The following is a 19927-nucleotide window of genomic DNA, read 5'->3' as shown; positions in this document are numbered from 1 at the left end:
CAAAGTGTAACGTTTGAAGTAGAACAAGGACAACGTGGCCCACAAGCTACAAACGTTCAAAAAGCTTAATAAGAGCTGAAGAAAGACCCTGCATATGCAGGGTCTTTCTTTGTTTTTAAATCAATTTGCGCAATAAAAAAGCCCTATTCAAGAAATGAATAGAGCTTAGACAACAAACGAATGAAACTGTATAGCAAATGGTAGGCTAAGTATAGCACAGTGCTTGAATAATCCCTAATTTAAACCTGCTTACTTGCAAGGGGTTTTTTATCATATCTTCTATCCCACTTTTGGCTCTATTTATTAGTCACGTGGACATCTTCTAATGTTTCCTCATCCAGTGAATAAAGGGACTTCCAACCGAATTATTATGCTCTGAATACGGAAAAGGCAACTACCTTCATACACATTATAATCATAGCGCCTATTTTCAAAATAATTTAATAAGAGGATTTCTTATTTCTATTTATTTACAGAAAATTATTTTAAAATAATATCAAGTTTTAACTTGATTTTATAGTAGAGGGAGTCTTTGGTGTTGAAGCATATATTTGCATTTGAGAAAGAAGAGGATTTTCAGGAATACAAATATTTGATTGAGAGGTTTTCCAAAAAAATAAAAGGCTATCAGCTTGAATTAGTGTTTTTTCCAATATACCGATCCCAGCCTTTACAAATAAAGATCTCATTTATCTTTCTCCTGATTTGGTAAGCTGGAGGAGGTTATTTCTTACACAATTAGAGGGAAAGAAACATTCTAAAATAGAAGACTTCTATACTAATATGTCTGAAAACCATATATTAACTATACTTGGACACGAATTAACTCATCACTCCGATTTGTTTTTGGATGAATTTGATGATGAGAGAGAGAACAGTATTTGGTTTGAGGAAGGAATGTGTGAGTACTTATCAAGAAAATACTTACTAACTGATACAGAAAATAAGCAGATTACAAATGTTGAGAGAATTGATGGGTCTGTTTAAGCACAAATATGGTAACCATTCGTTAGAGGAGTTCGGAAGTGACAGTTATCAAGGGAGTTTAACAAGTATTATGTTCGATTACTTGCGAAGCTTTCTTGCAGTAAAGTATTTGGTTGAAGAGGTTGCTAATAATGACCCCAAACAAGTTTTGAAAGAATATCATAAATGGCATAACGAGGGAAGAAAAAAGCCTTTAATAGAGTACTTCTATTTGGAAAACTTATTTTAAGAGCAAGAAAAAAGGATTGAATTCTATTGTTGATTCAATCCTTCTAACTATTAATTAATATTATTTATTCAACGACTACTGTTTCTTTGTATGGAGTATCTTCGCTGGATGTACCAAGATATACAGTGTACTCGCCAGGTTTCACCACGAAATCGTGTTCGTAGTAGTCCCATACACCCATTGGATGGTTCGTAGCAGTTGGGTCAATCGTGATGCTAACTTCACGTGACTCATTAGGATCTAGGTAAACTTTTTGGAAACCAACAAGACGTTTAGGTGGCTGTCCTTGGACAGGAATACCTAGATATACTTGAACAACCTCAGCTCCAGCAACTTTTCCTGTGTTGGTTACGGTCACCTTTACCGTAATAGGGGATTTGCCATCTGTTTGTGATGGTGTTACTGAGAATCCGGAAAGCTCAAAGGATGTGTAGGATAGACCGTATCCAAACGGGAATAATGGCTTAATTCCTTGGGATTGGAACCAACGATAACCCATGTTAAGGCCCTCAGAATATCGGATAACTGGGAAGCCATTGCCTTCATCTTTACCAGGATAGCGCTCAGGTCTTCCTGCGTACAAAAGATCATCCTCAGAAGCTGCGTATGTGGTAGGAACTTTACCGGATGGATTTACAACGCCAAAGAGTAAATCGGCAACGACGTGACCATCTTCAGTACCTTGGTTCCATGCCTCAAGAACAGCTTTAGCTTTTTGGATCCATGGCATCATGACAGGGCTGCTGTCTTTCATGACTACAACCGTTTGCGGGTTGATATCCAATAGTTCTTCGATCATACGATTCTGATCATTTAGCATGTTTGGACTAGGTAAATCAAAACCTTCAGAGGCAACTAAGCCGGCCATTAGAATAACCATATCAGCTTTAGCAGCAGCTTCTTTGGCTTCGTCAAGATTTGAAAGATCTTTAGCGACAGTAACCTTGCTGACTGACGTGTGTGAACCAAGACCTTTAAGGACATTTTGCATGCCTTCTACCGGTGGTACCGTGTAGAGCGGAGTAACCTTTGAAGAACCACCCCCACCATTGCACGCATCATCAACGTACTCAGATTGACCAATGATTACGATGGAGTCATAAGCTTTCGGATCAAGTGGCAGCATTTCGCCTTCATTTTTCAGAAGAACAGCGGTCTGGGAACCGATTTTGCGAGATCTAGCACCATGACCTTTCGCGTCAATCTCACCTGGGTTGTAAGGGCGCTCGAATTGATTAAAACGGAACATTTGCGTATAGCGGCGAACCAATGCACGGTCGACAGTCTCAATCTCAAGACTAGTGTCCTGAAGTGCATTCTTGACGTTTGTCTCATTCAGCCATTTAGCATCGGGCATCTCATGGTCCATACCGGCGTTCAATGAAGCGGCAGCAGAACGGCAAGACCAGAAGTCAGATTGTACATAGCCTTGGAAGCCCCACTCGTCACGAAGAATATCGTTAAGGAGGTAGCGGCTTTCCGTTGCGTAAACACCGCGAACACGGTTGTAGGCGCTCATCATTGCGGCAATGTCACCATCTTTAACTAACATTTCAAAAGGAAGTAGGTAAAGCTCGCGCAATACGTGCTCATCCAACTCAACACTTGTGCGGAAGCGCTCGTACTCCTGGTCGTTAACAGCATAATGCTTACCCATAGCGATAACATCATGCTCTTGAATCGCTTTCGTAACCTCAACGCCCATTACGCCAGAAAGGTATGGATCTTCAGAGAAATATTCAAAGTTACGTCCAGCAATTGGAGTTCTGTGTAGGCAAACCCCTGGTCCTTCTAGTACGTGCTGACCAAGTGTAGCCGTCTCAGAACCAATGATATCCCCGTACTCACGCGCTAGCTCCGGATCAAAGCCGGCAGCAAGTCCGATGGTCATTGGCAAGGCTGTAGCAGGCGGGCTTGGGTGTCCGTCACCCATACCTACACCGACAGGACCGTTTGTAATACGGAAACGAGGTATTCCTAACTCATCAATGCCTTTTACATGGCGCTGTACTTGAAGCTGTGCCATAAGCTTGTCTTGCTCCTCAGGAGTCATGGCATTCATTTCATCCATAGATGGCATATCGTAGATGTTGATGGTCGCCATCGCACCGTGAAGCTGAGCAATCTTCTGCTCCAATGTCATTGCAGCTACAAGCTTTTCAGCACGCTCACGTGGTGAAAATGACTTGTCCATCCATGGAAACTGTCCATTCTTTTCTGTATCAGTAGTATGTTGATTATTCATGTTGAACACTCCTAACACAATATTTTTATAAAAATAAACGTATTATTTCTAATACTTTTATCTGATAGTCTAAACCGCTTACATATTTAAGATAACCAGATAATTCTATAAAATCCTAAGTAAAGCAAATGAGACTTCCTTTGTTAGATCTGCGGAATTCTCTTTTATGATTTGGTTTCAATGTGTAAATTATATTTTTTTTATCATTCTTTTACTCGTACTATTTTTGTTTTATTAGTAGATATTTTAGTAATATGCTATTTATTAAAGTGGAAAATCGAATAAATGAGTTTTGATGGTAGAAGTCTTCGTCAAAAAAGCAAACGGATGGGTTAGTAGTTATAAAGATGTAGATGGAAATCTTTGCTTCTGTTTTTATATATTATAAGGATAACTAGGGCAGTGGTTATGAGAAAAAAGTCTAATAGGGTAAACAGAGAATCAAAATATTAAACTACCTCTTGATGAAAGGGTTAAATGATACTAAAAGATCTATAGTAAAGATAAGAAAAAGACGGAACTCATAATATCGTGATTGAGGAGTATTTCTAATAACATAAAAGGGGACGGTAATTTGAGTTTATTACAAAAATGGTTTTATTGGCTACTTGCCTTTATATCAATCATTGTTTTTCTATTACATAATATGGGTCCCTATACGGGGCAGTTAAGATTAATCGCCTTTATACTGTTTACTATTCTTTGTGCAGCTTTGCTTATTAAAAGTAGAGAGTCAAAGGCAAAGATAGCAGGAATCATTGTATTTTACCTAGTTATTGGTATAGGTGGATATTTTTAATAAGAATACTGCTAGTCGAGAAGAGATTTTACTTATGGTTTTGGAAAGTTGAAACAGTAAGCTGGTGATATTTTAGCTTACTGTTTTTTATTTTCTTGATTTTAATTATTAAGTCATATAATATAAGTGATGTCTTATATAAGTGTTTGGTTATATTAAGGAGGTATATATGAATACAATTGAGCAAATGGCTCAGCAATTAAAAGCAGTCAGTGACCCGAATCGGTTAAAATTATTGGCTTGTCTGAAAAAGGGAGAGGTATGTGTTTGTGATTTTGTGGATGTTCTTCAAATTTCCCAGCCTGCAGTCAGCCAACAAGTGAAAAAGTTGAAAGATGCAGGAATCATTCTGGAAAGAAAAAAAGGCACATGGAAACATTTTCGCCTAAATGAAACTCAACAGCCGTATATTCAGGCGATCATTGACCAGCTGGAGCCAATTAGTGTGAAATGCTGTTCATCAGATTGTTAAATAACAAAGAGTGGGGGAGAACCAGATGGCAGAAAAAAGTGTGACGAAAAGGCTGTCTTTTTTAGATCGATATTTAACGGTATGGATCTTTGCAGCCATGGCAGTGGGTATTTTAATTGCGCTGTTAGTACCTGATTTTAAAACAATGTTAGATACTATGTCCGTAGGGACGACATCCATTCCAATTGCTATTGGATTGATTGTAATGATGTATCCACCATTGGCAAAAGTGAAGTATGAAGAGATGTGGCGTGTATTTAAGGATTGGAAGGTATTATTGCTATCTTTATTCCAAAACTGGTTGCTCGGTCCGGTTCTAATGTTCTTCTTAGCAATTATCTTTTTACATGATTATCCTGAGTATATGGCCGGCCTGATTATGATTGGTCTTGCGCGTTGTATAGCTATGGTTATTGTTTGGAATGATCTGGCTCGCGGGGACCGTGAATATGTAGCTGGACTTGTCGCTTTTAACTCTGTATTTCAGATTCTATTTTATTCGGCATTTGCCTACTTTTTCTTAAATATCTTGCCAGGCGTATTTGGGTTGGAGAATTTTACTGTTGTCATTTCGATGTGGGAAGTTACAAAAAGCGTTCTCATTTATTTAGGTATTCCTTTTATAGCAGGAATGGCAACACGATTTATTGGATTAAAATTAAAAGGAGAAAAATGGTATCAGGAATCTTTTTTACCTAAAATCTCTCCTCTTACACTTATTGCTTTATTATTTACGATTGTGATGATGTTCTCCTTAAAAGGAGATAAAATTGTTGAACTCCCATTGGATGTCATTCGAATTGCTATACCATTGCTCATTTACTTTTTAATCATGTTTGCCGTATCATTTTTTGCTTCAAGAAAAGCAGGAGCATCCTATCCTGTAACGGCATCGTTATCCTTTACAGCAGCGAGTAATAACTTTGAATTGGCAATTGCAGTTGCGGTTGCTATGTTTGGGATTAATAGCGGCGTAGCTTTTGCAGCTGTTATCGGTCCATTGGTGGAAGTTCCTGTTTTGATTGCACTTGTAAGTGTAGCACTGCGCTGGGAAAAGAAATACTTCCATAGGAACAAAGTAGAAACGTCTGAACAAAAGTTCAATCAGGGGGAATAATTTAATGCCAAAGAAAAAAACAATTTATTTTCTATGTACAGGTAATTCGTGTCGCAGTCAGATGGCGGAAGGGTGGGCAAAGGAAATCCTGCCTGACTGGAATGTCAAAAGTGCTGGACTTGAAGCCCATGGATTAAATCCGAATGCAGTGAAAGCGATGCAGGAAGTAAATATAGACATAACTAATTACACTTCGGATGTGATTGATCCAGATATTTTAAATCATGCAGATTTGGTCGTAACTTTATGTGGGCATGCAGATGAACATTGCCCAGTAACACCGCCCAGAGTAAAACGAGTTCATTGGGGATTTGATGATCCGGCAAAAGCGGAAGGAAGTGAGGAAGAAAAATGGGCATTCTTCCAAAGGGTACGCGATGAGATAAGGGATCGGATTGATTGGTTTGCTAAAACTGGGGAATAAGCCTGTTAATTATTAAAGTGAATCTAAGTAAAAAAGCTAATCTGATGATTAGCTTTTTTACTTAGGCAGTGAAGTGGATATATGTATCATTAATCAATTTTAGCTAATTCCTGAAGCCGCTCCCTATCCAAAATGAGATAGCCACGATCATATTTTTTTATAAGATTTCCCTTACAGAATTGAGAGATAACATGTAATAGGTGACGGTAGGAGACTCCTAAATATTCACTGACTTCTGTGTGTTTTTCTTTGTAAAAATCATTTTCAGCTGACATTAAAATAAATGAAGCTAACCGATTTTCGAGCGGATAAATTTGAGTTTGAACAGATTTAAATGAAAGATAATGTGTTTTTTTGCTTAAAAATATGGACAAATGCCTCAGGAAAACCGGATCTTCTAATAATTGATTTTTACATATATGCATGGGAATAGCTAAACAGATCGTTTTTGTTGATGTTTGGACCCCTATAGAATATTGCTCTACTCCCAATAATTCGAGTTCGCCAATAAGTGACGGTGCTTCAATAAAATTAAGGAGAGATACTTTTCCGTTTTCAAGCGTGATATATAGTTTCGCTTTCCCTTCAACAATAAGGTATAGATACTCTGGTATAGAACCTTCTTTGTAAATGAATTCACCACGCTCAAATTCATGGACTTGAATAAATGGTTTTATCGAGACACTGGAAAAGGGTTGGATACTGTTTAAATCAATATATTGGCTGCGCAATGGTTCGGATAAAATCTGCACTTTTTTCCTCCAAATTATTAAAAAATATGAGATATCTCACATTATTGTAAGCGTGAAACATGCTATGATGCAATAAGTATGGAGGGAGAAAGAATGAACAATCCGCGTTGGTTTTCACAGAACTTTTTTTTATTTTTTATGACATGGGGTATATTTTTACCTTATTGGACAGGTTATCTTGTACAAGGAAAAGGATTGACAGTATCAGAAGCAAGCTTAATTATGGGATTTGGATTGGTGGTACGAGGGCTATCAGCGCTCTTTGTTTATCCATTCGCCTCCAGATACTGGAGTGCTCATAAAGTCGCTTTCCTTTTAATTATCTGCTCATTAGCAGTGACAATCCTATATATACCATCGACATCATTTACTTCCCTATTTGTTGTCACTCTTATTTTTAGTGCCTTTTATCCAACTTTACTTCCCGCAGTGGAAGGTACAGCTAGTATTTTAATGAGACAGGGGGATGGGGCATATGGAAAAGCTCGCTCATATGGCTCTCTTGGATTCATTGTCTCTGTGCTAGTAATTAGTATGGTTACCGGGTATTTTGGGGATAGTGGGATTTTATGGGCAATGATGTTCATGCTTGTTTTAATGCTTATCAAGTATATTTTACCTAGCCCGGATATACTAACTGAAAAACCGATCAAAAATGAAAGTAAAAATACAATGAAAATGAGCAGCTTATGGAAGATTAAAAGCTTCTCAATTGTTTTGCTAATCGTATTTTTACTTCAGGGTGCTCACGCATCTTATTATAATTATGGCTATATTTATTTACAGGATTTAGGTGTAAACACATACTATATCGGTATGATCATTAATATTGCTGTTATTTTTGAGATCATCTGTTTTGCGAAGGCTGATCATCTGTTTAGAAAATGGCAGCCATCTTCTTTACTATTGGTAGCTGCTGCTGGATCAACTCTGCGCTGGTTATTGGTAGCTGTATTCCCGAATGTTTGGGTTTTCATGTTATCGCAGAGTTTGCATGCACTATCCTTTGCTTTGGCACATTATGCATTTATCCTTTATATAACAAACTCGCTGCCAAAAGAGCAAAACTCCAATGCACAAGGTGTATACTCGGCTTTTGCTATGAGTTTTAGCACAGCGATATTGACACTGGCAGGAGGATTTTTATATGATATTTCTCCAGGACTCTCTTTTGCCGGAATGGCTATTTTTACATTGCCAGCAATTATAATCATTTTAGTGACAAGAAGAAAATATCGTTATTAATTTGGTACAATCGTATAAATGAGTGTCTTTTCAATTTATTGTAATTGGAGATGATCTAGATGGTAAATAAAGAAACATTATTGGAAAGTGCCCGTGCTGTAAAATCAAATGCTTATATGCCGTATTCTCAATTTCCTGTTGGGGCTGCCCTTTTACTTAAAGATGGAAGTATTATCAATGGTGTAAATGTTGAAAACGTATCTTTTGGTGCAACAAACTGTGCAGAAAGAACAGCCATTTTTACGGCAATTACAAAAGGTTATCAAAAAGGTGATTTTCAGGCGATAGCTATTTCAGGGGCCACAGAGGATTATTTACCGCCTTGCAGTATTTGCAGACAGGTTTTAGTTGAATTTTGTTCTCCTGACATGCCAGTTTATTTAACGAATGCAAAGAAAGAATGTAAAGAATTGACTTTAAAAGAATTAGTGCCATATGCTTTTACAGAATTAGATATGTAATGAATGCAATGATAAGAGAGAGCCACCTGGCTCTCTCTTATTTATTCAATGGAATCTGCAATTACTAATGGGAGTGTAATATCCCATCCTGCTTGAGATGTATAAGTAAAGGAACCGTTTACTTCACCATAAATAGTGACAACGTCTTCATCAACAAAATCTATATAACCGAGGTAAGCTACATAAATAATATCAGATACAGACCAGCCGTAAGAGGTAGGAGTAATAGAAAGACGAATTGCAGTCATTCCATCACTTTCCATTATTTGAACAATTTCACCTCTATATTTTACATATTCACCTTTGTAGATATTATTATATTGTTATAATTAATTAACCCGTTCTAGTAGACTATAAATACGGAAAAATATTCAGGGTGTCCTAAATGCAAAATAGAGGAAGAATGTATTAGAATCAAGGGGGAAATTAGTCCATTGTTCACCAATACCTTTGTAACCAACATTTTTTTTAAATATGGTACTTTGTATTTTACTTAAGAAGCTTGAATTCGAAGTTTACAGCAGCTCTTAGTAAAGTATAATAAATTGTTGCAATAATTTTATGAAACAGAAGATGGACAGGAATTATTTATCGAATTTTAATTGATCGCCAGGAGTTATTTAATGAAGTTATTTAGATTAAACAGACCGTTTAAGGGATTTAAAAAAGAAACAGAGTTTTATTTGATTGCAGAATCTGAATTTATTGGTGTTAAGGAGTTTGTATTAAGAACGACGGATTTAAAAAAAGTGATATCTGTAAATGAAAGCGAATATCTAAAGAATTTTACTCAAGTAAAGAACTAAATCTTTGGTTGTTAATTTTACGAGATTTAGATCTACAGTGGAAAGGTCCTTTTTACTGGTCTTTATAGGATACCAATTTATAAAAAAGATAAAAGTCAGCCTGTCTGCTGACTTTTATATAGAAGCTGATTTTCTGTTGGATAGTTCATTTAATCTTTGTAAGACATAATCATTACCTTTATTTAATTCGGATATTAGTTCTTTTAATTTTCTCGCTCTTTTATATTCCTTGATTTTATAATAGTATTCAGAGGAATCTGTAGCCGAGTCAACCGCCTTTGCAGCCTTTAAGATTTCTATATTAATCATGCTTTTTAAGCTTGTATTTACGATAGTTTCCTTCATAATAGTCACCTCATAGTTTTCTTGATTTTATACTAGCATAATATTTTTTTTGATTCTGTATATCTAACATACCTGTTAGATACTTATGGTCTTCTTGTTAACTTCCAATCAATTTGTTATTTTCTGAAAATACAGAAAGGATAATAAAGAAAATGGGGAATATATCAGCCTTGATTTATGGATATAATCTAGAACAGGAGCAGATGAAACTGTGAATAAATAAAGATAATTACCCATTCTCTAGTATGAGGAGTATTAAAGCAGGATTTTTTTTATTTGTCTTGAAATAATTTTAAGTAGTTTCTATCATTTAGATTCTAAAATTTGCTAATTTTTATAAAGCGTGTTATTCTTAAGAAGAATTATTTTTGTTCTAAGCAGATTGAGAAAAGATTTTGTTTTTCGTCTAAGGTAATTTGAGCAAGGATATTAATACATTGTGTGATATACACACTGGGAGGCAACAAACATGGAACAAGGTAAAGTTAAATGGTTTAATGCAGAAAAAGGTTTTGGATTTATCGAACGCGAAGGCGGAGAAGATGTATTTGTACATTTCTCAGCAATCCAAGGCGAAGGTTTCAAATCTTTAGACGAAGGTCAAAGTGTAACATTTGAAGTAGAACAAGGTCAACGTGGACCCCAAGCTACTAATGTTCAAAAAGCATAATAGCCAAAGCTATTAAGAAAGACTCTCCCTTGAGAGTCTTTCTTTGATTTAATAACGAAATAGGCATTCTGAAAGGCTCTATTCCATATGGAATAGGGCCTTTTCAGCTATATGCTCAACAAGTAAAATGTACAAATGGAACTTTTTGTAGGATAGGATATACTAATCCCCTTTAGGTATATTAGGAGTTCGTATATCTCTTTAATAGAGATATACGAATAATTGATATGCTGTAAGGCACTAAAACTTCTTGTTGTTAAAACAAAATGTCATTATCAAAAAGTAATCTGGATAATCTAATATACAGATTTTCAAATTTTTTCACCTATCTTATAAACTGTTTACCAGTGCTAAAGAAAAAATGGATATTGTTAATTTGGACATCTTAAATGAATAGTTTTTTTACCCAATAAATAATATAAAGCAGAAATTTTAATTACTTCAAAGGTATATAGTATAATGATACTAATTCTTAATATTAATAAAGGAAGTCCCCATTTCAAATAAGCCTAGATAGTTTTGGACTTATATGATATGGGGTTTTTATTTTAAAATGAGGTGTTTACTATATCGTATAAAGCTTTAGCAGATAGTGTAGAGATTGAAATGAATGGATCTAAACCAAGATTAATTAAATATAGCCAGAATCTAATACTAATAGGTACAGGCAGGAGTGCTTTTGTATTTAAAATTAAAGATAAGGATTTGGCTTTAAAAATATATTTTCCACATAAAAAGAGAATAGCCCTTGAGGAAGCGACCATTTACCGTAAATTGCAGCATATAGATTATTATCCGTCGTTATATGATGATGGTAATAATTATATTATCATTGATTTTATTGAGGGCTATACATTGTTTCAATGTCTACAAAAAGGTATTTTTGTACCTGAAGAGAAAGTTAAAGAGATAAGCAAAGCTTTAAAAATGGCGGTGGAAGTCGGATTAAATCCCGCTGATATACATCTTAAAAATATTATCATTACTTCTGATGGAGGAGTAAAAGTGATTGATGTTGCTCGTTTCATGCAACAGGAAAAAGATAACCAGTGGAAAGATTTGGAGAGAGCGTATTTTCAGATGTACTCAAAAAAATATTTCCCTAAAAAAGTTCCAACCTTCATCCTCAATTTGACGTCATTCATTTATAAAAAAAGATATCTCCCAAAGCCAATACGGGTTTTATTTGATTCTACCGAGTAGATATTTTGTGCGTACAGTTGAAAGGGAGAGTCATTAAGCAAAAATGTTAAATAGAAACCTTATTTCAACTCAACCTAAATATATTGTGACTATTTACCAATAAAACACTACTTTTAAAAGGCTGGTTGTCATGGTTATAATCTACTTTATGGATAAACATGAAAATATGTAAAATGCGAATACTATTAGTGTATAGATAGTATTAATTGCTCGGAGGTTAATAATATGACAACATTGCCAAATTGCCCTAAATGTAATTCTGAATACACATATGAAGATGGTCCGCTTTTAGTTTGTCCGGAATGCGGGCATGAGTGGACGTTAGAATCTGAAAGTGAAGATGTGAAAGTGTATAAAGATGCTAACGGGAATATTTTAAATGATGGTGACACTGTTACTGTTATCAAAGATTTAAAAGTAAAAGGAAGCTCCTCGGTTTTGAAACAAGGTACTAAGGTGAAGAATATTCGTCTCGTGGATGCTGATCATGACATTGATTGTAAAATCGATGGCTTCGGACCAATGAAATTAAAATCAGAATTTGTTAAGAAAATCTAAATAATCTTTTTAAAAAGGCGTTCAACAAAATATTTGTTGAACGCCTTTTTGCTGTGATTAATGTTGAAAAGTGAGAAAATAGTAGGTCTTTTAACACGTTATGTCATGTAAATGTAATATTCATAAAGATACTTATGAATTTAGTAGCAAAAAATGTAAATAAATATATAGATAACAAATTTTAACATAATCTTATATATTCTGTAACTTTATTCCAATAATTAACATGTATACTTTATAATAGTTAAACTATTTTAGGGAGTGGATGAATTGAAAGCGGTTAACAAAAAGGTTTTATCTGTATTTATAGCGCTATGTTTGCTTATTGGTTTAAGTACCGGTTTTCTATCTCTTGAAAAAAAAGAACATGCCGAAGCGGCAGGAAAGAAAAAAACAGAAGTTAAAAATATCATTTTTATGGTGGGGGATGGAATGGGAGTCCCATTTTTAGCTGCTCACAGATATATGAAAGATAATCCAACCACAAAAATAATCGAAAACACAACATTTGATTCATATTTGGTAGGCATGCAAACTACATATGCGGATGATGAGGAGCAAAACATTACTGACTCTGCTTCAGCAGCAACAGCGATGTCTTCGGGTGTTAAAACATACAATGCAGCAATCGCTGTAGATGTTCATCAAAATGAAGTTAAAACGGTCCTGGAAGAAGCTAAAGCGCTTGGGAAATCAACCGGACTTGTAGCTACATCCGAATTAACACATGCAACACCAGCATCTTTTGGTGCCCATGATATTTCCAGACATAATATGGATCAGATTGCCGATGATTATTTTGATGAAATGATTAATGGAAAACATAAAGTGGATGTTATGTTAGGTGGCGGACTAAAGAATTTTGTACGCACTGATCGTGATCTAACAGAAGAATTCCAAAATAAAGGATATAGTTACGTTACAAATAAAAACGAAATGAGTTCGGATAAAAATAAACAGATTCTAGGGTTGTTTGCGGATGGTGGCCTTCCAAAAATGATCGATCGTACTAAAGAAATCCCATCATTAAAAGAAATGACAAATGTTGCAATAAATAAATTAAATAAAAATAAAGATGGATTTTTCTTATTGGTAGAAGGGTCGCAAATTGACTGGGCTGCGCATGATAACGATATTGTAGGTACAATGAGCGAAATGGAGGATTTTGAACAAGCATTTAAAGCTGTAATAGAATTTGCTAAAAAAGATAAGGAAACTTTGGTTGTCCTTACTTCAGACCATTCAACTGGTGGATATACTATGGGAGCAAACGGAGAATATAATTGGTTTCCTGAACCGGTCCAAAGCGCAAAAAGAACCCCAGACTTCATGGCAGCAGAAATAGCAGCCGGTAAATCTGTTGAAGAAACACTAAATAAGTATAGTGGCTTAGAACTAACGAGTGAAGAGCTAGATACGGTAGTGATAGCCGCTGAACCGATTGACGGTGTAAAAGACGTTACAAAAATTGATAATGCGATTGAGAACATTTATAATACACGTTCAAATTCAGGTTGGACAACAAGCGGACACACTGGGGACGATGTGGCAGTCTTTGCATATGGACCTAAAAAAGATAGATTTAGTGGTTTAATAGATAACACAGACCAAGCAAAATTTATTTTTGATATTCTAGAAGAAAACAGTCCATACCTACCGCTGACAATCGAAGATGTATCCAGTAAGTCTACCAAAATAAAAGGAATGACTGCACCTGGAGCTACCATTTCTGTTAAAGTAGGAAAAGAGACAATTGGTTCTGGAAAAGCTAATGAAAATGGAGAATTTATAATTAATATCAAGAATCAAAAGGCTGGTAAAGAATTAACAGTATTAGCGAAGAATAAAGATAAAAGCAGCAAGGTTGTTAAATTACTCGTAAAATAATTACAAAAAAGACATTGCGATTTTGTGCAATGTCTTTCTTGTTTTTAGGAATGTTTTTATATTAGCGTTTAATTAGTTGGTTAAAAGAAAAATTATTAAAAGGAGAATTCTCAAAAGAAGATTAGAGTTTATATTTTACATTCAAAGAAATAGTCATTATAATCTAAATGGAATGCTAATTTTTTAAAAGCTGCAGAGCAAGTGTGTGGCAGGTGGATTTTTGAATGTTTTGTTTTCGCCACCCATCCCTTTATAAGGGGTGGGTGTTTTTTATTTTGGCCAGCTTCAGGGCCTAGGAGCTCGGGACATAGCAAAGCCACTACGGGGATGAAACTCCCTCTGTGCCTTTGTCTTATACTCCTCGCGGGCCTACAGGATGTAGGTCATGAAGACGTTGCCACAGGACGTGGCGTTCTTAGTCTTCGTTCCTTGAGTTTTAGCTTTATATGCAATCTAGCTTCAACGGCTAGAAACTCAGGACATAAGCATAGCCTCTACGGGGGATGAACCTCCCCTTCGAGTCTCTTTCTTATGCTCCTCGTTTCTGAGCGAGCCGTTTCAGCTTTTTATTTTAGGAGGTTTTTATGGGGATTTGGAGATATGCTTTACTTGTTTTTTTAGGCGGTTGTTCGTATGGGGTGGTTTCTACTTTTGTGAAACTTGCCTTTGGGGAAGGGTTCACTCAGGGTGAAATTACAGGTAGTCAGTATTTGTTGGGTGCTGTTATGCTGTGGATTGTAGCATTATTTGTACCTAAGGTTAAGTTGTCAGGTAAGCAAATAATAATTTTATTAATCAGCGGCTTCCCAATGGGACTGACGGGAATCTTTTATAATAAATCGCTGACCTATGTAGATGCATCGTTTGCCATCATTTTGCTTTTGCAATTTACATGGATTAGTTTTGTATTACAATATATTTTCGATAAAAAGGCTCCTGGTAAGAAAAATATTATTGCCACTGTGATCATTTTATTAGGATCCATTCTTGCATCAGGTATCTTGGCAAGTAATGGCGAAGTTTCATTAGTGGGTATAGTTTGGGGACTCCTATCTGCGACATCATTTGCCTCTTTCATTGTAGTAAGTGGACGCAGCAATATCGAAATTCATCCTATTTATAAGAGTGCATTTATGACAACGGGGGCAGCGTTACTCATTTTAATCGTATTCCCGCCAGTATTCCTTCTAAATGGTACATTGATGGATGGCTTATTTATATATAGTATAGTTGCAGGTTTATGTGCTTCCTTAATTCCTCCTATATTCTTTAATATAGGTATGCCTAAGATAGGAAGTGGGCTCGGGACTATCTTAAGTGCTTCAGAATTGCCTATGGCTGTATTAATGTCTGCTCTTGTGCTTAATGAAGTAGTAACTGGAGCACAATGGATAGGCGTAATTATTATTTTATGCGGAATTGCTTATCCGAATATGAGGATGCGGTGGAACCGTGAAATTCAAAATGAACCGATTGAATTGTAATATTAATTTTTTGTACAATAAAGATTTACTTAGTTCAATTTAGAGGCTGCCGACAATGTCGACAGTCTTTTTTTTTGTAGATATCGCTTAGCACGAAAACTTCCGGGACTTTAAAGCAGGAGAACTTCCTCGGTGTCGTCAATTAAAATATGGTTTCATCCTGATTGCTTAATTTAATAAAAAAAGGGAAAAAAATAATAATTAGTATAGCAATTGTTCCGCTTAAATAACCCAACCCCAATATAAAACCTCTATCTTTAAAAGATACATATTGCTTGTTTTTGCAGCTTGGACAATCCTTTCCTTCCTTAGTAAAGCCGAGTGACCAAATGTCTTTAACTTTCCACTTGAAATTACAGTGTGTACACCTTGCCAACAATCCATCAACCCCATCTCTATTCTTTGTTGGATTACAGGGAATTTCTGTATTTCATTTTACCATCAAATCAAAATTATTGGGAAAGTAGGAAGGTTAGAAAATAACCGTATAAGATTATACCTGCGAGAAAGTAAAGGAAATAGACTTTTGCTCAAATAATAAAATAACCCAAACCTTTTTCAATATTCAAACATATATTTGAATGATAAGTAGAAGGGATATATAATATAATCAAACGAAGGTTTGAATGAAGAGGGTGAAATAATGAGTAAAAAGGATACATGTGATGTATATGGGTTTGATCAAACTAAGGTTGATCGCATAAGGACAGATATACAAAGAGAAAATTTGTCCAGCGTTGCTCAATTATTCAAAGCGCTAGCTGATGAGAATAGGGCGAAAATAGCGTATGCTTTATGCCAGGATGAAGAGCTATGTGTTTGTGATATAGCGAATATTATTGGTTCATCAGTTGCGACTGCTTCTCACCACCTAAGAACCCTTTATAAACAAGATATTGTTAAATATCGAAAAGAGGGCAAATTAGCTCTATATTCATTAGATGATGAACATATTAAACAAATCATCATGATTGCCTTAACGCACAAGAAAGAGGTGAAATCAAATGAGTGAACATGTAAAAACAGATCAAAAAACATACCGAATTGAAGGGCTGAGTTGTGCTAATTGTGCCAATATATTTGAAAACAATGTGAAGAATCTGGATGGAGTCAAAGAAGCTAAGGTAAATTTCGGAGCATCCAAGATTTATGTGCAAGGCTCAGCTACAATTGAAGATATAGAAAAAGCGGGTGCTTTTGAGCATTTAAAAATACGAGATGAAAAAGAGAAAAAAATCGAAAAGACTCCGTTTTGGAAACAGAAAGAAACCTACAAAGTTTATATCTCAGCTATATTAATAGTGATTAGCTGGTTTTTAGGCCAGATATATGGTGAAGATCAGATAATTCCTACAATTGGATATGGAGCAGCGATTTTAATAGGTGGTTATACCCTTTTTATAAACGGCCTGAAAAATTTAGGGAAATTAACCTTTGACATGAATACCTTGATGACCATTGCCATTATTGGTGCAGCGTTGATTGGGGAGTGGAGTGAAGGAGCTACTGTAGTTGTCCTTTTTGCCATTAGTGAAGCATTGGAGCGTTATTCAATGGATAAAGCGCGACAATCGATTGAATCTTTAATGGATATTGCTCCGAAAGAAGCCTTGATTAGACGTGGGCATCATGAAATTATGGTGGATGTCGAAAATATTGTGATCGGTGACGTCATGATCGTAAAGCCGGGACAAAAAATAGCAATGGACGGTAAAGTGATAAAAGGAACGTCAACTTTAAATCAGGCAGCCATTACGGGCGAAAGTGTTCCAGTTTTTAAAGCCATCGATGATGATGTGTATGCAGGTACATTAAATGAAGAAGGATTGCTCGAAGTAGAGGTTACAAAACGGGTAGAAGATACAACATTATCTAAAATCATTCATTTAGTAGAAGAGGCTCAAGCGGAAAAAGCTCCTTCACAAGCTTTTGTAGATAAATTTGCAAAGTATTACACCCCTGCGATCATCGTGGTTGCGTTCTTAATTGCCATTGTGCCTCCACTATTTTTCGGTGCAGAGTGGAGTGCTTGGATTTATCAAGGGTTGGCTGCTTTAGTGGTAGGCTGTCCGTGTGCTTTGGTCGTATCCACGCCGGTTGCTATTGTAACAGCCATTGGGAACGCTGCTAAAAATGGTGTTTTGATTAAAGGTGGTATTCATCTTGAAGAAGCTGGCCATTTAAATGCAATAGCCTTCGATAAAACAGGTACCCTTACAAAAGGTATCCCTACTGTAACAGATTTTATCGCCTTAGCTGAAAATAAAAATGAGTTATTCATGATTGCTGCTGCAATAGAAAATGGTTCACAGCATCCATTGGCCTCAGCGATAACAAAAAAAGCTGAAGAGATGGGTCTGAGTTATAAAGATATAATCGTGGATGAATTTCAATCCATTACAGGTAAGGGAATAAAGGCCAGTGTTAATAAAGAAACGTATTATGTAGGAAGCTTGCACTTATTTGAAGATTTGTTAATGGATCAGATTAAAACAGAGCAAAGGAATCAGATTCAGACACTTCAAACCCAAGGTAAAACGATGATGATTCTTGGTACGGAAAAAGAAATATTAGCAATCATTGCAGTGGCTGATGAAGTGAGGGAATCCTCTAAAGAGGTTATTAAGAAGCTTCATCAAATTGGAATACAAAAAACGATTATGCTCACAGGAGATAATGAAGGAACAGCAGCAGCAATTGGTCATGAAGTTGGTGTTTCAGATATAAAGGCTGACTTACTACCAGAGGATAAATTAAACTATATTAAAAATCTCCGTAAAAGTAATCTACGTGTAGCTATGATTGGAGATGGAATTAATGATGCTCCTGCGCTGGCTGCAGCTAATCTTGGAGTTGCTATGGGCGGTGCTGGAACAGACACAGCCTTGGAAACAGCTGATATAGCTTTAATGTCTGATGATTTAAGTAAATTGCCATATACAATTAAGTTAAGTCGTAAGGCGCTGACCATCATCAAACAAAACATCACCTTCTCATTGGCAATTAAAGCGATCGCCCTATTGTTAGTCATTCCAGGTTGGTTAACATTATGGATTGCTATCTTTGCTGATATGGGTGCGACGTTAATCGTAACATTAAATAGTTTAAGATTGTTGAGGGTGAAAGAATAGAGATGATGCAGGAAGCAATTTGCTTCCTGTTTTTTTATATAAAAGGATTTTGTAATTGATGTAGAGAAATTGTAAGAAGAAGGGGATTATATATTATGAATCAGATAAATAAAATTGAAGCAGTTTTTATTGATCGAGACGGAACAATAGGTGGAGATGATACGATTCATTATCCGGGTAAATTTGAGTGTTTTCCCTTTACGCATTCTTGTATCGAGCAGTTAAAAAGAAATAATATAAAAGTTTTCTCATTTACAAATCAGCCAGGGGTTTCTAGAGGAATGGCAACCGAGCAAGATTTTATCGATGAGTTAAAAGGCTTTGGTTTCGATAATGTTTTAATATGTCCTCATTCTCCGGAAGATGGATGTAAGTGCAGAAAGCCAGGGATAGGAATGTTATTGAAGGCTGCTTCTAAACATCTATTAAACTTAGAAAATTGCATTGTGATTGGGGATAGATGGAGTGATATGGCAGCAGCTAAACAGGCAAATTGTTTAAAAATACTTGTAAAAACGGGATCAGGACATGCAACATTATTGAAACATCAGAAAAAAATTAAGAGAATGACAATAGAGTATATTGCTGAAGATTTAAAGGATGCTGTGCAATGGATTTTCCAATCACTAATTAATCAAGAGGAGGATAAAATAGTTGGAAATTTATCAGGCCACTCTAAAGAATCGTGAAGGGGTTAGCCAATTATTTAATTCGTATCGAGAATTTTATCATCAACCAAGTGATTTTGATGGTGTAATGACTTTTATTAGTGAGCGCTTAGAAAAGAGGGATTCAATTATTTTTGTGGCTGTGAATCATAAAAGGTATGTGGGATTTATACAGCTTTACCCGTCGTTCTCCTCTATTGCCATGAAACGAACTTGGATACTTAATGATTTGTATGTTATACAAGAAGCAAGACGAGAGGGAATTGGACAGCTGTTAATGGATGCAGCTATTAACTTATGCACGGAAACGGGGGCAAAATCATTATCCCTTCAAACAGCACCTGACAATGAACAAGCGCGAAGACTGTATAAAAATAATGGTTTTACTTTAGATAATGAGTATGACTCATTTATTAGGTATTTTAGATATTAATGAACAGAATG

The 19927-nt window shown here is 35.8% G+C and carries 24 protein-coding genes; 19 read left to right on the top strand and 5 right to left on the bottom strand.

All coding sequences use genetic code 11. The features are described from left to right. Nucleotides 1-69: cold-shock protein (locus tag AC4BHA_RS17790; RefSeq protein WP_490559017.1), on the top strand; the 69-nt coding region annotated here is incomplete at its 5' end. 434 nt (nt 70-503) lie between these two features. Here the strand turns inward: AC4BHA_RS17790 and AC4BHA_RS17785 are convergent. After that, a complete protein-coding gene (locus AC4BHA_RS17785; RefSeq protein WP_490559015.1) occupies nt 504-689 on the bottom strand; it encodes a hypothetical protein in 186 nt (61 codons plus the stop codon). A gap of 94 nt (nt 690-783) precedes the next feature. On the opposite strand from AC4BHA_RS17785, the gene AC4BHA_RS17780 reads away from it, so the two are divergent. Continuing rightward, entirely contained in the window at nt 784-987 is a 204-nt protein-coding gene (locus AC4BHA_RS17780; RefSeq protein ID WP_490559014.1) for a hypothetical protein, read from the top strand. Further along, nucleotides 959-1216 (top strand): hypothetical protein, encoded by a 258-nt coding sequence (locus AC4BHA_RS17775; protein WP_490559013.1) that lies wholly within the window; start codon nt 959-961, stop codon nt 1214-1216. Before AC4BHA_RS17780 ends, AC4BHA_RS17775 begins: the two co-directional genes overlap by 29 nt. Nucleotides 1217-1280: 64 nt before the next feature. On the opposite strand, the gene AC4BHA_RS17770 is transcribed toward AC4BHA_RS17775, so the two are convergent. Further along, the gene (locus AC4BHA_RS17770; protein WP_490559012.1) at nt 1281-3461 is read right to left on the bottom strand and encodes a beta-glucosidase family protein; all 2181 of its coding nucleotides are present in this window, start codon (nt 3459-3461) and stop codon (nt 1281-1283) included. A 574-nt stretch (nt 3462-4035) separates the two neighbouring features. On the opposite strand from AC4BHA_RS17770, the gene AC4BHA_RS17765 reads away from it, so the two are divergent. From AC4BHA_RS17765 to arsC, 4 genes are all read left to right on the top strand, one after another. Continuing rightward, entirely contained in the window at nt 4036-4260 is a 225-nt protein-coding gene (locus AC4BHA_RS17765) for a hypothetical protein (RefSeq protein ID WP_490559011.1), read from the top strand. Nucleotides 4261-4429: 169 nt separating this feature from the next. Next, complete coding sequence (locus tag AC4BHA_RS17760) at nt 4430-4732, top strand: ArsR/SmtB family transcription factor (RefSeq protein WP_066102141.1); 303 nt, start codon at nt 4430-4432, stop codon at nt 4730-4732. A gap of 25 nt (nt 4733-4757) precedes the next feature. Further along, on the top strand, nt 4758-5849 hold the full coding sequence (gene arsB, locus AC4BHA_RS17755) for an ACR3 family arsenite efflux transporter (RefSeq protein ID WP_490559010.1): 1092 nt from the start codon (nt 4758-4760) through the stop codon (nt 5847-5849). A 4-nt stretch (nt 5850-5853) separates the two neighbouring features. Beyond that, nucleotides 5854-6273 carry an arsenate reductase (thioredoxin) gene (gene arsC / locus AC4BHA_RS17750; RefSeq protein WP_490559009.1) on the top strand — a complete coding sequence of 140 codons (420 nt, stop codon included), beginning with the start codon at nt 5854-5856 and terminating at the stop codon, nt 6271-6273. A gap of 89 nt (nt 6274-6362) precedes the next feature. On the opposite strand, the gene yeiL is transcribed toward arsC, so the two are convergent. Continuing rightward, nucleotides 6363-7025: a transcriptional regulator YeiL gene (yeiL, locus tag AC4BHA_RS17745; protein WP_066102134.1), complete on the bottom strand. Its 663-nt coding sequence runs from the start codon at nt 7023-7025 to the stop codon at nt 6363-6365. A 93-nt stretch (nt 7026-7118) separates the two neighbouring features. On the opposite strand from yeiL, the gene AC4BHA_RS17740 reads away from it, so the two are divergent. Together AC4BHA_RS17740 and AC4BHA_RS17735 are read left to right on the top strand one after the other, a co-directional pair. Beyond that, nucleotides 7119-8270 carry an MFS transporter gene (locus tag AC4BHA_RS17740; protein ID WP_490559008.1) on the top strand — a complete coding sequence of 384 codons (1152 nt, stop codon included), beginning with the start codon at nt 7119-7121 and terminating at the stop codon, nt 8268-8270. Between the two features lie 59 nt (nt 8271-8329). Continuing rightward, the gene (locus tag AC4BHA_RS17735; protein WP_066102130.1) at nt 8330-8731 is read left to right on the top strand and encodes a cytidine deaminase; all 402 of its coding nucleotides are present in this window, start codon (nt 8330-8332) and stop codon (nt 8729-8731) included. A 41-nt stretch (nt 8732-8772) separates the two neighbouring features. On the opposite strand, the gene AC4BHA_RS17730 is transcribed toward AC4BHA_RS17735, so the two are convergent. Continuing rightward, nucleotides 8773-8994 (bottom strand): hypothetical protein, encoded by a 222-nt coding sequence (locus AC4BHA_RS17730; protein WP_490559007.1) that lies wholly within the window; start codon nt 8992-8994, stop codon nt 8773-8775. A 360-nt stretch (nt 8995-9354) separates the two neighbouring features. On the opposite strand from AC4BHA_RS17730, the gene AC4BHA_RS17725 reads away from it, so the two are divergent. Beyond that, entirely contained in the window at nt 9355-9537 is a 183-nt protein-coding gene (locus AC4BHA_RS17725; protein ID WP_066102125.1) for a hypothetical protein, read from the top strand. 114 nt (nt 9538-9651) lie between these two features. On the opposite strand, the gene AC4BHA_RS17720 is transcribed toward AC4BHA_RS17725, so the two are convergent. After that, nucleotides 9652-9882 (bottom strand): hypothetical protein, encoded by a 231-nt coding sequence (locus tag AC4BHA_RS17720; RefSeq protein WP_066102123.1) that lies wholly within the window; start codon nt 9880-9882, stop codon nt 9652-9654. A 469-nt stretch (nt 9883-10351) separates the two neighbouring features. Between AC4BHA_RS17720 and AC4BHA_RS17715 the strand changes: the two genes are divergently transcribed. From AC4BHA_RS17715 to AC4BHA_RS17675, 9 genes are all read left to right on the top strand, one after another. Then, nucleotides 10352-10552 (top strand): cold-shock protein, encoded by a 201-nt coding sequence (locus AC4BHA_RS17715; protein WP_066102120.1) that lies wholly within the window; start codon nt 10352-10354, stop codon nt 10550-10552. Nucleotides 10553-11158: 606 nt separating this feature from the next. Further along, nucleotides 11159-11755 carry a protein kinase domain-containing protein gene (locus AC4BHA_RS17710; protein ID WP_139891538.1) on the top strand — a complete coding sequence of 199 codons (597 nt, stop codon included), beginning with the start codon at nt 11159-11161 and terminating at the stop codon, nt 11753-11755. A 225-nt stretch (nt 11756-11980) separates the two neighbouring features. Continuing rightward, complete coding sequence (locus AC4BHA_RS17705) at nt 11981-12313, top strand: zinc ribbon domain-containing protein YjdM (RefSeq protein WP_066102117.1); 333 nt, start codon at nt 11981-11983, stop codon at nt 12311-12313. 270 nt (nt 12314-12583) lie between these two features. Continuing rightward, a complete protein-coding gene (locus AC4BHA_RS17700) occupies nt 12584-14200 on the top strand; it encodes an alkaline phosphatase (protein WP_490559006.1) in 1617 nt (538 codons plus the stop codon). A 584-nt stretch (nt 14201-14784) separates the two neighbouring features. Continuing rightward, nucleotides 14785-15684, top strand: a complete 900-nt coding sequence (locus AC4BHA_RS17695; protein WP_490559005.1) for an EamA family transporter — start codon at nt 14785-14787, stop codon at nt 15682-15684. A gap of 643 nt (nt 15685-16327) precedes the next feature. Then, nucleotides 16328-16696, top strand: a complete 369-nt coding sequence (locus AC4BHA_RS17690) for an ArsR/SmtB family transcription factor (RefSeq protein WP_490559004.1) — start codon at nt 16328-16330, stop codon at nt 16694-16696. Beyond that, complete coding sequence (locus AC4BHA_RS17685; RefSeq protein ID WP_490559003.1) at nt 16689-18815, top strand: heavy metal translocating P-type ATPase; 2127 nt, start codon at nt 16689-16691, stop codon at nt 18813-18815. The genes AC4BHA_RS17690 and AC4BHA_RS17685 overlap by 8 nt, the downstream gene beginning before the upstream one ends. A gap of 104 nt (nt 18816-18919) precedes the next feature. Continuing rightward, the gene (locus AC4BHA_RS17680; RefSeq protein ID WP_490559016.1) at nt 18920-19504 is read left to right on the top strand and encodes an HAD-IIIA family hydrolase; all 585 of its coding nucleotides are present in this window, start codon (nt 18920-18922) and stop codon (nt 19502-19504) included. Continuing rightward, the gene (locus AC4BHA_RS17675) at nt 19470-19916 is read left to right on the top strand and encodes a GNAT family N-acetyltransferase (protein ID WP_490559002.1); all 447 of its coding nucleotides are present in this window, start codon (nt 19470-19472) and stop codon (nt 19914-19916) included. The genes AC4BHA_RS17680 and AC4BHA_RS17675 overlap by 35 nt, the downstream gene beginning before the upstream one ends. Nucleotides 19917-19927: the final 11 nt, after the last annotated feature.

The sequence above is a fragment of the Pradoshia sp. Z3_51 genome (genome assembly GCF_058215915.1).
The sequence above is the reverse complement of the archived record's forward strand: the minus strand, read 5'-3'. Positions and strand labels throughout refer to the sequence as shown.